Origin of the sequence: Aminobacter sp. BA135 (assembly GCF_050859125.1) — a bacterium.
Classification (GTDB): Bacteria; Pseudomonadota; Alphaproteobacteria; order Rhizobiales; family Rhizobiaceae; genus Aminobacter; species Aminobacter ciceronei.
Window position 1 is genome coordinate 821276 of sequence record NZ_CP139572.1, and the last position, 12729, is coordinate 834004.

Below are 12729 nucleotides of genomic sequence, written 5' to 3' on the forward strand. Positions count from 1 at the left end.
AGGGCAACGCTCGCGGCGCGCTCAATGACCTGCGCCGGCTACCCCTGGAGCTTGCGGCCCAAGGCAAGTTGGAACACTGTCTGGTTGGCAATTCACGAGGCGACAGATGCGCGGCGAAGTACTGCATTACGATCAGGCTCAGGGTTTCGGCTTCGCCGCCGCGGTCGACGGCAACCGCTACACCTTTGCCCGCGAGGATTTGAGGGGCACGGCGATTCCGGGCAAGGGCACCGAGATCGAGTTTCAACCGAGCGGCAGTCAGGCCCGTGACGTGTTTGTAATCCACGCCCAGGTCGGCGGCGCGCAAATGGCTGTTGCGGCGCCCGCTGCCGCAACATCGGTACCCCAGTTCGGCCGCCGCGGATCCGATCAGGAGGGAGCCGCCTACAGCGGCGTGGTCGCAACGACCGGGCTGGCCTCGACCGGGCTGTGGTCGTATTTCCGGCGCGCGCTGACCACCGACTATGTGAACTTCCGCGCCCGCGCCCGGCGTAAGGAATGTTGGGGCTACTATCTGTTCTGGACGCTTTCCGCTGTCGCGCTGGCAGCGATTGGCTTCGGTATCGATGGCGCACTTGGCAATCTCGATGCGGAACCGATTGTCGGTTTCGCACTGCCAGGCTTGTTCATCCTGGCAACGCTGTTGCCCAGCATCGCCGTCACCATCCGCCGTATTCATGACCTCGGCCTGTCGGGATGGTTCTATCTGCTGATCCTGCTGCCTTATGTCGGCAGCCTGATCATCTTCGTCTTCACTTTGATTCCGTCCCAGAAGCACGACAACAAATGGGGCCCGGTGCCGGTTGGGGTGAACGTTCCGCCGCCTTACGTCCCTGTCGGATAGGGCAACTTCAGAAGTGCAAAAGAAAACGGCGCCGCGTGGGCGCCGTTTTGGTTTCTTCGACCTGGTATCAAGCGAAGAACTTCGTGATGATGGCGTCGCCCATCTGGGTCGTGCCGACCTCGGTCTTGCCGTCCGACATGATGTCCTTGGTGCGCAGGCCGTCGTCGAGCACGGAAGCGATCGCAGCCTCGAGCCGGTCTGCCTCGGCCACCATGTTGAACGAATAGCGCAGGCACATGGCAAACGACGCGATCATGGCAATCGGGTTGGCGATGCCCTTGCCGGCGATGTCGGGGGCCGAGCCGTGCACCGGCTCGTAGAGCGCCTTGCGCTTGCCGGTCAGTGCGTCCGGCGCGCCGAGCGAGGCCGAAGGCAGCATGCCGAGCGAGCCGGTCAGCATGGCTGCGACGTCCGACAGCATGTCACCGAACAGATTGTCGGTGACGATGACGTCGAACTGCTTGGGCCAACGGACCAGCTGCATGCCACCGGCGTCGGCCAGCATGTGGTCGAGCTTGACGTCCGCGTACTTCGCCTTGTGGGTGGCTGTCACCACCTCGTTCCACAAGACGCCCGACTTCATGACGTTGCGCTTTTCCATCGATGTCACGCGGTTCTGGCGCGTGCGTGCGAGTTCGAAGGCGACGCCCGAGATGCGCTCGATCTCGAAGGTGTCGTAGACCTGGGTGTCGATGCCACGCTTCTGGCCGTTGCCGAGGTCGATGATCTGCTTAGGTTCGCCGAAATAGACGCCGCCGGTCAGCTCGCGCACGATCAGGATGTCGAGGCCCTCGACCACTTCCTGGCGGAGTGAGGACGACGAGGCGAGTGCCGGATAGCAGATCGCCGGACGCAGGTTGGCGAACAGCTCCATGTCCTTGCGCAGACGCAAAAGGCCGGCTTCGGGACGCACCTCGTAGGGCACGGCATCCCACTTCGGGCCGCCGACGGCGCCGAACAGCACCGCATCCGCAGCCAGCGCCTTGGCCATGTCGGCATCCGAGATCGCCTGGCCGTGCGCGTCATAGGCCGAGCCACCGACGAGACCTTCCTCGGTAGTGAAGCCGCAGCCGAGCTTCTCGTTCATTGCTGAAATCAGCTTGCGGACCTCGGCCATGGCCTCGGGGCCGATGCCGTCGCCGGGCAGGAGAAGAAGATTGCGCGTCGCCATGGAAAGCCTTTCCGAAAGATGCGTGAACCGCGGTCTTGCTAGCCTTGGCTGGGCGTCGGTGCAAGCGGGAAAGGGGGTTCCAGAGTGCGCAAATGGCTTCGCCAGCGCCTGTTTGACTGGTTTTTTTGCTCGGGTAGGCCCGGGCTGGCCTACCCGATCTCCAGCAGCAAGGCGCGGTGGTCGGAGACTTCAGGCTGGGCTACGACCTCGAAGCTACGCACATCGACGTTGTTGCTTACCAGCATGTAGTCGGCGAAGCGGGGTGTCTTGCGGTAGAAGGAGGTGCGGGTGTCGGTGAAGCCACGCTGTGTCACCAGCTCCGCCAGCCCGATGCCGCGCAATTCGGCGAGCATCCGGCTCCCCGGCAGCACGTTGAAGTCACCGCAGACGACGAGCCCGTCGTCCCGATGGCGGATCCTGCCGATCAGTTCGATCAGTCTTGCCGCCTGCGCTTGGCGGGCAGGCGTGTCGCCCTTGCCGTCGAGTTCGCGCAGGCCGTGGAGATGGACGACGACGCCGGTCTTGCCGGTGGCATAGTCATGCAGCCGCACTGCATGGGCGTTGCGCGAGCGCGGGTGGTTGCCGAAGCCGTCTGTCGAAAAGGCGCCGTGGATGAAGCCTTGCACCTGTCCGATGATTGGAAGCGAGCGCCGGACGAAGGTTGCCAGTCCCCATTCCGACGGCAGCGTGCGGTCGCCGTCATAGAGCGGGCCGCGCGCGGCTGGGCAGAAAAAGGCCTGGTGGCCGGGCAGGCCGTCGGCCATCTCGGCGAACAGGTTTGCCCGTTGCAAAAGCTCGCCGCCGCCGTCGCGATAGACCAGCCATGGCGACGTCGCCGCTGGCGTGCTTGTCGCTTCCTGCAGACAGAAAACGTCGGGGTCGGCGTCCTTGACGTAAGCGACAAGCTCTTCGCCCAGCCTGCCGCCCCACCCGTTCAGCGATAGGATGCGCAACCGGTCCCCCTTGCGGTCAGGTGCGCTTCAGCGCAGTGACTTCGATCTCGATCTTCATCTCTGGCTTGTTGAGCTGGCAGACGATCATCGTCGCCGCCGGGCGGATGTCGCCGAAGGTCTCGCCGAGGATCGGGAACACCGCCTCCACATGGGACTGGTCGGTGATGTAGTAATGCGCGCGCACCACGTCGGCCATTGCAAAGCCGCCGTCGTCAAGCGCCTTGGCGATGGTCGCCAGGCAATTGCGCGTTTGCACCTCGACGCTCTCGGGCATGGTCATGGTGGCGTAGTCGTAACCCGTCGTACCCGAGACGAAGCACCAGTCACCCTGGACCACGGCGCGCGAATAGCCCGCGGTCTTCTCGAAGGGCGATCCTGTCGAAATCAGCTTGCGCATCGTCACCTCTCCCTCATTCGTCTGCCAGCGCCTTGGTCAAGGCGTCCCTGAACTCGGCCGGCCAAGTCTCCAGTGCCGGCCAGGCCCTGGGCTCCGCCTCCGTCTGCTGCGCCAGATAAAGCTTCCTGGCCTTGGCATCGATCGCTATGAAACCGTCGCTGACACCGCAGGCATGCGGGACACAGCCGCTGGCGTAGAAGGCCCCTGACGGCAACGGTTCCGTGCCGCCATTGACCAGCAGGCTGGTGGCGAAGCCAGGCAGGTCGTCGCCAAGCAGTTGTTGAGCAGCCTTGTAGACCGCCTCGTTCTTGAAGGCTGCGACAATGCCGTCCTCGTATTTCTTCGGCGTCAGATCGGACCAGTCGGTGCCCGGCTGCGGCGCGTAAGCGAGATTGCCGTGCATTGTCAGGCCGTTTTCCGGATCCCATGTCGTGACCGGCAGCGTCTCGCCGGGGAGCGGATAGGGGATGAAGAAGATGTTGTACGCCGTCACCGCCGGCGACGGCGTGTCGCATTTGCCCGCGCCGATGGTCGTCGACTGGATGCCCGCCTCGGTCTTCCAGGCAAGCACGGTTTCGGGACTGCAGGCGTTGCCGCCGTCGCCGACCGCAAAGATGGCCACTTTGGTATCGCTCACCTCGACCGTGCGGTCGTGGAAGGCGACATAGTTCTTGGCCAGTTCCTTGCCCTCATAGGCAAGCACCTTCTCGCCCTCGGCGTTCTCGACGATGGTGAAATTGCCGCCTTCGAACGGAATGGTCTGCGGCTCGCTGTCCTGGGCGATGGCGAGGCTCGGCAAAAGCGCGATCGATGCGACGGCGAAGAGGGTGGATGGTTTCATGCAGCGTTCCATTGTCTGGGCATGAGCTATGTGCCGAGGCGCAGTCGTGCGCATTTCCCGAATCCCGAGGCGCGACAATGGCATGGCATGGGGACACTGTCAGCCGTCGGCGGCCGCCAAAGCTTTGCGCCAGGGTGGTGATGGCGTGGATCGCCCCGGGGCTCGCTCGCACAAACCTTCAAGACGAGACAGGACCTCTGGTTCCAGTCTGGCCGGAAGAGCAGCAGTGCCAGGAGGTAGATCGTGCAGCAGCTTTTCGCAGTACCGGCCATCGAGCCGGTTCTCGCGTTCGTCGCCACCGCCCTCATCGTCATGGGCAGCCCCGGTCTTTCGACGATCAGCGTTACGGCGCTTGGCAGTGCGTTCGGATTGCGTCGCGCCCTGCCTTATCTCGCTGGCGTGATCGCGGGTACGTGCGCTGTGCTCGTCGCGGTTGCGGCCGGGCTTGCCTCGGTGGTCCTGTCCCAGCCACGGCTGTCGCCGCTGCTGCTCGGCCTGTCGGCGCTCTACATCCTTTATCTGGCATTCGCGATCGCGACTGCACCGCCGCTTGCCGAGACGCCTGCTCAGGCGTCGGCACCCGGCTTTGCCGGCGGCCTGCTGCTCGCGCTTGCCAATCCGAAGGCCTATGTCGCCATCGGTGCGGTCTTCGCAGGTACCCAGCTCGGATTGCGACCGGACTTGGCCGAGACCTCGGTCAAGACGGCGATCCTCTTGGCGCTGATCGTGGTCATCCACCTGGCATGGTTCGGCGCCGGCGCTGCCTTTGCAGGCCTGCTGCGGCGGCCGCTGATATCGCGCATCGTCAATCTGATCTTCGCCGTAGCACTTGTCGCGACGACCCTGTCTTCGCTGCGCGCGCTCTGGTGAGGGCAGGGGCTCAAGAAGAAAAGCCCCGTTCGGTGGAACGGGGCTTTCGGCATTCTCAGACGTGAAACGGCGCGATCAGGCCCAGGGGCGGCTCTCGGCGACCTTCTTTTCGTAGCTGTCGATCGACGCGGCCTTCTCCATTGTCAGGCCGATGTCGTCGAGGCCGTTGAGCAGGCAGTGACGACGGAAGTCGTCGAGGTCGAAGGTGACGACGCCGCCATCGGGGCCGCGGATTTCCTTGGCTTCGAGATCGACCGAGACAGTAGCGTTGGCGCCGCGCGAAGCGTCGTCCATCAGCTTGTCGAGATCTTCCTGGCTGACGGTGATCGGCAGGATGCCGTTCTTGAAGCAGTTGTTGTAGAAAATGTCGGCGAACGACGTCGAAATCACGCAGCGAATGCCGAAGTCGAGCAGCGCCCAGGGCGCATGCTCGCGGCTCGAGCCGCAGCCGAAATTGTCGCCGGCGACGAGGATCTCGGCCTTGCGATAGGCCGGCTTGTTGAGCACGAAGTCGGGGTTCTCCGAGCCGTCCTCATTGTAGCGCATCTCGGCGAAAAGCCCGGTGCCAAGGCCAGTGCGCTTGATCGTCTTGAGATAATCCTTGGGGATGATCATGTCGGTGTCGACATTGACGATTGGCAGGGGGGCGGCGACGCCCGTGAGCTTGGTGAATTTTTCCATGGCTTTTGCCCGTCTGGCTGTTGCGGGGATTTTGGCTTGCCCCGCTTTACACAAGCTTGGCCGGGAATCAAAGCGTTTCGACGTTGGGGAAGAAGCCGTGGGCATCATGCGCGGCGGCGCGAAGCCCGGTGCCGGTTACTTCGTCGGCGTCACGCCGTAGACGCGGGCGATGTCGTTGAGCAGGAGATTGGCGGCGATCGCGCCGCCCGCGGTGTTCCACACCGCATCGTCCACCGCGACGGCCTTGCCGGCCTTGACCACCGGCAGGTTCTGCCACAGCGGCTCGGACAGCCACTCTTCCGACTGTTTGCTTGCCTTGCCGTTGCCGGTTTCGTAGACGAAGTAGAACAGGTGGTCGCCGTCGAATTCGGGGATGCGTTCCTTGGTGACGTCGTCGGCGAAGCCCGGCTTGTCCTGTACCGCCGGGCGCTGGATGCCGATCTGGCTGAAGATCATGCCGGGGAAGGTGTCCTTGTAGTAGATGCGGGTCAGGCCCGGCATGAAGCGGATCAACGACACCTTCTCGGCCTTTTTGTCGCCGAGCGCCTCGCCGAGCTTGGTCGCCTTGTCGTCGAAGGCCTTGAGTTGTGCCTCGCCTTCGGCCTTCTTGCCGAGCGCGTCGGCATAAAGGGCGAAGTTCACCTTCCAGTCGCCGCGCAGGCGTTCGGACATGACGGTGGGCGCGATCGCCGATAGCTGATCGTAGATCTTTTCCTGGCGCGTCTTGTTGCCGAGGATCAGGTCCGGCTGAAGGCCGGCGATGAGCTCAAGATTGACCGCTGATTCCTCGCCGACAACCTCGACGCCGTCCATCTTTTCGCCGATGTGCTTGTACCAGGGCGAGCCGGTCCAGGAGCGGACGGCGCCGACAGGCTTGAAGCCCAGCGACAGCACGGCTTCGGTGCCTTCGTTGGTCAGCACCACGATGCGCTGAGGATTCTCGGGCACGTCGGTCACGCCCATGGCGTGTTTCACCTCGTGGGCGAAGGCCGAACTGGCGGCGAAAGCGGCCAGTGCGAGGCCGCGTGCGGCTTTGGCGATGAGCTTCATGGTCATGGCTCCAAACTTGACGGGGGCAAGAAGGTTTGGCAAAGGGTCAGAACAAACCCTGACTGTCAAGCTCATATTAAGGCTGCCGCGTGCCCCTCGCTTCGTCGAACACGAGCATCCGAGTGCATCAGCGCATCGGTCGGCGCGCGCTGTTCTCAGGGCTTGCGGCGATGCTGCTGATCCTGATGTATCTCAGCCTGGCGATCGGCTATCGCCTCTATTCGCCCGGCGAGATCTGGCGCGCAGTGACCGCCTTCGACAGCAGCGAGGCGCATGTCGTGATCCGTGACCTCCGTCTGCCGCGTGCGCTGATGGCGCCGCTTGTCGGCGCAGCCCTCGGCATATCAGGCGTGCTGGTCCAGACCCTGTCGCGCAACCGCATCGCTTCGCCCGACACGCTCGGTCTCAATGCCGGTGCCGCTTTCGCCGTGGTCATGGCAAGCGGGCTGTTCGGCGTCGCATCCTTGCCTGGCTTGTCGATGGCCGCCGCCGTGGGTGCGCTGGCCACCAGCCTGCTGGTCTTCGGTCTCGCTGCCGCCGCCGGCGGCATCTCGCCGCTCAGGATCGTGCTCGTCGGCGTCACCTTCGCCGGCCTGTTCGACAGCTTCGTCAACGTCGTGCTGACAGTCAACGAGACGATGCTCGACCAGCTGTTGTTCTGGCTCGCCGGCTCATTCGCCGACCGCAAGCTCAGCCTGGCGCTCAACGGCCTGCCCTTCGTGCTGATCGGCGGCGGCATCGCCTTCTACCTCACCCGTTCGCTCGACATCCTGCAGACCGACGATTCCACGGCGCGCGGGCTCGGCGTGCCGCTTGGCGCCGTGCGCGGGCTGAGCTTCGTTGCGGTTGCCTTGCTCAGCGGCGCCTCGGTGGCCATGGCCGGGCCGGTGCTGTTTGTCGGCCTCGTCGTGCCGCATGCGGCGCGCGCGCTTGTCGGCCTCGAGCATCGTCTGCAGATCGTGGCAGCAGCTCTTGTCGGCGCGGTCTACACGACGCTTGCCGACATCGTCGCCCGTTTCGTCATCTTTCCGCGCGAGGCACCCGTTGGCGCGGTCACCGCGATCGTCGGCGGCTGCCTGCTTCTTATCCTGCTCAGGAGGCGCGCGGCATGAGTGTTGTCGCTCCACGCCTGTCGCCGGCATTGGCCCGCATCAATCGCCGCGCCTGGATATTGGTCACAATCATTGCGGTCGTCACAGTCGTGCTTGCGTTGTGCGGCATCGGCTTCGGTTCGACCTGGATCGACCCGCGTCGCATCGTCGAGATCCTGATGGGCGAGGGTACGCGCGGCGAGCGTGTCGTGGTGTTGCAGCTGCGCGCGCCGCGCGTCGCCATTGCCGCACTCGCCGGCGGCGCCATGGCGGTATCAGGCTATCTGCTGCAGAAGGTGACGCGCAACGAACTGGCTTCACCAGGCGTGCTCGGCGTCATCGGCGGTGCCGGACTGGGCGTGGTCATCTTCCTCGCGCTGCTCTCGGACGAGAGCAATTCGCTCGTCACCTCGATCGTCTGGCAGCCGGTTGCGGCGATGATCGGCGCAAGCCTGGCCATCGCTGCCGTCTTCTTGCTCTCCGGCCAGCAGGCCTCGTCGGCGGTGCGCCTGCTCCTGTTCGGTATCGCCGTCGGCGCTGTCTGCAAGGCCGCGACTTTGATCCTGATGCTCGTCGGGCCGATCTACCGCACCACCCAGGCCAGCCGCTGGCTCGCCGGTGCGGTCAACGAGATCAACTGGGGCGAGGTTCAGGTCGTGGCCATCGGTCTCGCCGTCGCCACGGTCGGCGTCATGGCGGTGGCGCGTCGCCTGCCGCCGACCGATCTCGACGAGGTCTCGGCGCGCGGACTCGGCCTCAACCTGCCGGTGTTCCGTATCCTGGTCTTCGCACTGGCCTCCGCCTTGACTGCGCTTGCCGTCGCCTTCGCCGGCGGCGTCGGCTTCATCGGCCTGATGGCGCCGCACCTGGCGCGGCTGATCGTCGGCCGCCCGGTGCTTGCCGGCATCGCTGCCAGCTTCCTGTTGGGCGCCATCATGCTGATCGGCGCCGATCTCATCGTACGCGTGCTGTTCGCGCCGACCGAGGTGCCCGCCGGCACCGTGACGGCGGTGATCGGCACGCCCTATTTCCTCTACCTCGTGCTGCGCAGGGGAAGCACCAATGGATAAGGCCATCAGCGTCCAGGCGCTCACCATCGCCTATGGGGCGGCAACGGCGGTCAGCGCCGTCGACCTCGACATTGCCAGGGGCAAGGTCACCGTGCTCGCCGGGCCCAACGGCTGCGGCAAGTCGACCTTGCTGCGCGCCATCCGCCGGCTGCACCAGCCGAAATCGGGTGAGATCCGGCTCGGCGACCTGCCAATATCAGGCCTCAAGGAAAAGGAGCTTGCGCGCCATATCGGCCTTCTGGCGCAGAGCCCGTCGGCCCCCGACGACATGAGTGTCGAGGAACTCGTCCGGCTCGGCCGCTACCCGCACCAGACCATGCTTCAGCCGTGGAGTGCTGCCGATGCCGACGCCATCCAGGCGGCGATGTTCGGCACCGGCGTTTCGCATCTTGCCGAGCGCCGGCTGGGCTCGCTGTCGGGCGGTCAGTTGCAGCGTGTCTGGATCGCCATGGTGCTGGCGCAGGAAACCGACATCATCTGCCTCGACGAGCCGGTCAACCATCTCGACATGGCCCATCAGATCGACTGCCTCGATCTCGTCAGCCGCCTCAACCGCGAGCATGGCCGCACCGTGGTCCTGGTGCTGCACGACCTCAATCTCGCAGCGCGCTACGCCGACCGTCTGGTGTTCATGAAAGAAGGCGGTCTGGTCGCCGATGGCGCGCCGGCAGAGTTGATGCAGGAAGCGCTGATCGAGAACGTGTTCGGTATCAGCTGCCGCGTCATCGAGGATCCGGTGCATCAGCGTCCGCTGTGCATCCCGATCCGCAATTCGTCGCCGCGCTTCGGGACGGCTCCGCAAGTCTGAGCCGAAACTCCGCACATGTCCGGGCAACAATCTCCTCCTTGTGACGAATCCCGTTTGCTCGGCCGGTCATGCTTCATTGCAACCGCGGCTTGTCATCGGGTGCATGCGCGCGCTTTAACTGGCGGGGATGTCTGTGTGATGCGCGCATGATCCTGCTACCAGGCGAGGGACTGGCCGAATGAGAATGATCAAGGCAGTCCTTGTCCTGCTCCTGGCTGCAGCCGTAGCCATCCTTGTTGCCCGTATGATCTTCCCGTTGCCGTCGATCAAGGACAGGCCCGTCGAGACGGCCCTGCCGCCGGTCACCGAGGGCGCACTAGCCACGATGGTCGCGCAAGGCAGCGCCGAAAATCCCGGCAAGAGCGGCGTCGTGCCGATCGCCGCCGGTCACGACGCCATTGCCAGCCGGCTGTTCCTCGCCGGCATCGCTCAGCGTTCGATCGACGTGCAGTACTACATCTGGCACGACGACACCTCCGGCCGGCTGCTGCTCCGGGCGCTCTATGAGGCGTCAAAGCGCGGCGTCCGCATCAGGTTGCTGCTCGACGACAACGGCATTCCTGGCCTCGACCCGACAGTGGCAGCCCTCGACGCGCAGCCCAATTTCGACATCCGCCTGTTCAATCCCTCGATGATCCGCTCGCCCAAGCTGCTCGGCTATTCCTTCGACTTCTTCCGCATGAACCGGCGCATGCACAACAAGTCGTTCATCGTCGACGGCCTCGCCGCCATCGTCGGTGGGCGCAACATCGGCGACGAGTATTTCAAGGTCGGCGACGGCACCTACTATCTCGACCTTGACGTGCTGGGCGCCGGTGCCGTGGTCCAGGACACGTCGACGGCTTTCGACCTCTACTGGAACAGCGCGTCTGTGTTTGCCGCCGACAAGATCATCGATCCGTCCGCCGGCACGCTGGAGGCGTTCGTGCAGGGCACCGACGAGGCTGCGAAGCGCCCTGCCGCAGCCGATTTCGTCCGGCCGGATGCGCCGGCCTACAACAGGTTGCGCAGCGGTGGGCTTGGCCTCGAATGGGTCGACGTCAAGCTGGTGGTCGACGACCCGATCAAGGGAGAAGGCAAGGCAAGCAAGGACCAGCTGATGATCAGCCGGCTCGCCCAGGTGGTCGGGCCGGTGCGGCAGGGCCTCGACTTGGTTTCCGCCTATTTCGTGCCGGGCAAACCTGGCGTCGACTACTTCGCCAATCTGGTGAAGGGCGGTGCCAAGGTGCGGATCCTGACCAATGCGCTCGAGACCACGGATGTTGCGATGGTCCATGCCGGCTATTCGAAATATCGCCGCGAGATGCTGGAAGATGGCATCGAGCTGTTCGAGCTCAAGCCGATGGCCGATGCCGTCCGGGGCGAAGAGGAACTTAACCTCACCGGTTCCTCCGGCTCCAGCCTGCACGCCAAGACCTTCGCCGCCGATGGCGACCGGGTCTTCATCGGCTCGTTCAATTTCGATCCGCGCTCAGCCCTGCTCAATTGCGAGATGGGCTTCCTGATCGGCAGCCCGACCATCGCCAAGGCGATGTCGCAAGGTTTTGATACCAAAGTCGCCGAGGGATCCTACAGGGTCTCGCTTGGCTCGGATGACGGCATGCAATGGTCGGAGAACGAACCCGGCAAGCCCGTTGTCACCGTCGACGACGAACCGAACGCCTCGGCGCTCAAACGGCTTATGGTGACGGTGTTCGGCTGGCTGCCGATCGAATGGCTTCTTTAGCAAGCTAGGGACCGCGTATGACGGAGAGGGGCCAGGCATGAGCAATCGGCAGGTGATCAGGTTGGTGCTGCTGGCCGCCGGTGTCGGGCTTCTTGCCGGCATATCAGCGGCGCTGACGCTGTGGCTGATGCAGCAGGTCAGTCATGCGGTCTGGTCGATCAGCGATGCCATCTGGTATATTCCGCTGGTGACCGTCGCCGGCGGTGTGCTGATCGGCCTGACCCGGCTGCACGGCCCCAGCCCCGACCTCGACCAGCAGATCGCCGAAGCGCAGGATCCGGTCCATCTGCACAGGCGCAAGGCACTGTTCATCGCGCTTGCGGCAATCGTCGCGGTCGGCTTCGGTGGCGCCATCGGGCCGGAGGCCGGGCTGCTGGCCGTGGTTGCCGAAATGACCTCGGCAATTGCCATCGTGCTTGGCCGCAGCCATGCCGAACGGCGTGTGATCGGCGAGGCAGGTGTCTCCGGCGCGCTGTCTGGCCTGTTCGGCTCGCCTCTCGGCGGGGCTGCCTACGCCGACGACAAGCCACAGGCACCGCGCGCCCTGCTCCTGCTCGCCGCCCTTTGCGGCCTGCTCGGCTTCCTGCTTGCCGGCCGGCTGCTGTTCGACGGCGGTCTGCACCGCCTCGCGCTGCCGGCCTATGCGCCTGCAGGCGACGGGACCGACCTGATGATGGCGATCGTTCCGGCGATCCTCGGCGCTGCCGTTGGCATGGCCTTCCTGTTCCTGCATCCGATGCTCAAGCAAGCGATCGAGACCCGCGCGCCCTGGCCCTTCTGGCAGCCGGTCATCGGTGGGGCCGTGTTCGGCCTGCTCGCCATGGCGTTTCCTATCCTCAGGTTTTCAGGACACCACGAAATCGAGCCGATGCTGGCATGGGCAGGCGGCGTCGGCATGGCGGTGTTGCTCCTGCTTGGCCTGCTCAAAGTGCTGGCGCTGAGCATCTGCCTGTCCACCGGCTGGCTCGGCGGAGCGATGTTCCCGCTCATTTTCGCCGGTGCCGCCGCAGGGGCGGCAGCGCTTGCCGTGATACCCGGCATGGAGGTGTCGGTGGCGATCGCGGCGGGCATGGGAGCCGCCACCGCAGCGGGCCTCGGCCGACCGATCGCGGCGGTGCTGATCATGCTGTTCATCGTCGACCCGGCGCTGTTCGGGCCGCTCTGCGTCGGCGCGCTGTTCGGCTATGCCGGCGGCATGCTGGCGCCGAAACCGGTGACTCACTGACG

At 64.8% G+C, this 12729-nt stretch carries 14 protein-coding genes; 8 read left to right on the forward strand and 6 right to left on the reverse strand.

What is annotated here, in order from left to right; translation table 11 throughout:
* Positions 1-106: 106 nt before the first annotated feature.
* Positions 107-844, forward strand: a complete 738-nt coding sequence (locus tag SLT36_RS03930; protein WP_432285929.1) for a DUF805 domain-containing protein — start codon at positions 107-109, stop codon at positions 842-844.
* Positions 845-911: 67 nt separating this feature from the next.
* Here the strand turns inward: SLT36_RS03930 and leuB are convergent, their stop codons facing one another.
* The 4 genes from leuB to SLT36_RS03950 all read right to left on the reverse strand — a co-directional run bounded on the left by leuB (position 912) and on the right by SLT36_RS03950 (position 4206).
* Positions 912-2015, reverse strand: coding sequence for a 3-isopropylmalate dehydrogenase (gene leuB / locus SLT36_RS03935; RefSeq protein WP_432285930.1), 1104 nt, complete (start codon positions 2013-2015; stop codon positions 912-914).
* A 149-nt stretch (positions 2016-2164) separates the two neighbouring features.
* Entirely contained in the window at positions 2165-2968 is an 804-nt protein-coding gene (locus SLT36_RS03940) for an endonuclease/exonuclease/phosphatase family protein (RefSeq protein ID WP_432285931.1), read from the reverse strand.
* Between the two features lie 16 nt (positions 2969-2984).
* On the reverse strand, positions 2985-3365 hold the full coding sequence (locus SLT36_RS03945; RefSeq protein ID WP_432285932.1) for a RidA family protein: 381 nt from the start codon (positions 3363-3365) through the stop codon (positions 2985-2987).
* A gap of 13 nt (positions 3366-3378) precedes the next feature.
* The gene (locus SLT36_RS03950) at positions 3379-4206 is read right to left on the reverse strand and encodes a hypothetical protein (RefSeq protein ID WP_432285933.1); all 828 of its coding nucleotides are present in this window, start codon (positions 4204-4206) and stop codon (positions 3379-3381) included.
* Positions 4207-4449: 243 nt separating this feature from the next.
* Between SLT36_RS03950 and SLT36_RS03955 the strand changes: the two genes are divergently transcribed.
* Positions 4450-5076, forward strand: a complete 627-nt coding sequence (locus tag SLT36_RS03955; protein WP_432285934.1) for a LysE family translocator — start codon at positions 4450-4452, stop codon at positions 5074-5076.
* Positions 5077-5151: 75 nt separating this feature from the next.
* Here the strand turns inward: SLT36_RS03955 and leuD are convergent, their stop codons facing one another.
* Entirely contained in the window at positions 5152-5757 is a 606-nt protein-coding gene (leuD, locus tag SLT36_RS03960) for a 3-isopropylmalate dehydratase small subunit (RefSeq protein WP_154386259.1), read from the reverse strand.
* Between leuD and SLT36_RS03965 the strand changes: the two genes are divergently transcribed.
* On the forward strand, positions 5756-5917 hold the full coding sequence (locus SLT36_RS03965) for a hypothetical protein (protein ID WP_154386260.1): 162 nt from the start codon (positions 5756-5758) through the stop codon (positions 5915-5917). The two genes, leuD and SLT36_RS03965, sit on opposite strands and share 2 nt — an antisense overlap.
* Here the strand turns inward: SLT36_RS03965 and SLT36_RS03970 are convergent.
* Positions 5893-6807 carry an ABC transporter substrate-binding protein gene (locus SLT36_RS03970; RefSeq protein WP_432285935.1) on the reverse strand — a complete coding sequence of 305 codons (915 nt, stop codon included), beginning with the start codon at positions 6805-6807 and terminating at the stop codon, positions 5893-5895. The two genes, SLT36_RS03965 and SLT36_RS03970, sit on opposite strands and share 25 nt — an antisense overlap.
* Positions 6808-6929: 122 nt before the next feature.
* Here SLT36_RS03970 and SLT36_RS03975 point away from each other — a divergent pair, with 122 nt between their 5' ends.
* The 5 genes from SLT36_RS03975 (at position 6930) to SLT36_RS03995 (ending at position 12727) form a co-directional block, all read left to right on the forward strand.
* The gene (locus SLT36_RS03975; protein ID WP_432285936.1) at positions 6930-7919 is read left to right on the forward strand and encodes a FecCD family ABC transporter permease; all 990 of its coding nucleotides are present in this window, start codon (positions 6930-6932) and stop codon (positions 7917-7919) included.
* Positions 7916-8968, forward strand: coding sequence for a FecCD family ABC transporter permease (locus SLT36_RS03980; protein WP_432285938.1), 1053 nt, complete (start codon positions 7916-7918; stop codon positions 8966-8968). The genes SLT36_RS03975 and SLT36_RS03980 overlap by 4 nt, the downstream gene beginning before the upstream one ends.
* Complete coding sequence (locus tag SLT36_RS03985; RefSeq protein ID WP_432285939.1) at positions 8961-9776, forward strand: ABC transporter ATP-binding protein; 816 nt, start codon at positions 8961-8963, stop codon at positions 9774-9776. The genes SLT36_RS03980 and SLT36_RS03985 overlap by 8 nt, the downstream gene beginning before the upstream one ends.
* A 178-nt stretch (positions 9777-9954) precedes the next feature.
* On the forward strand, positions 9955-11502 hold the full coding sequence (locus SLT36_RS03990; protein WP_432285940.1) for a phospholipase D family protein: 1548 nt from the start codon (positions 9955-9957) through the stop codon (positions 11500-11502).
* A 37-nt stretch (positions 11503-11539) separates the two neighbouring features.
* On the forward strand, positions 11540-12727 hold the full coding sequence (locus SLT36_RS03995) for a chloride channel protein (protein WP_432285941.1): 1188 nt from the start codon (positions 11540-11542) through the stop codon (positions 12725-12727).
* Positions 12728-12729: the final 2 nt, after the last annotated feature.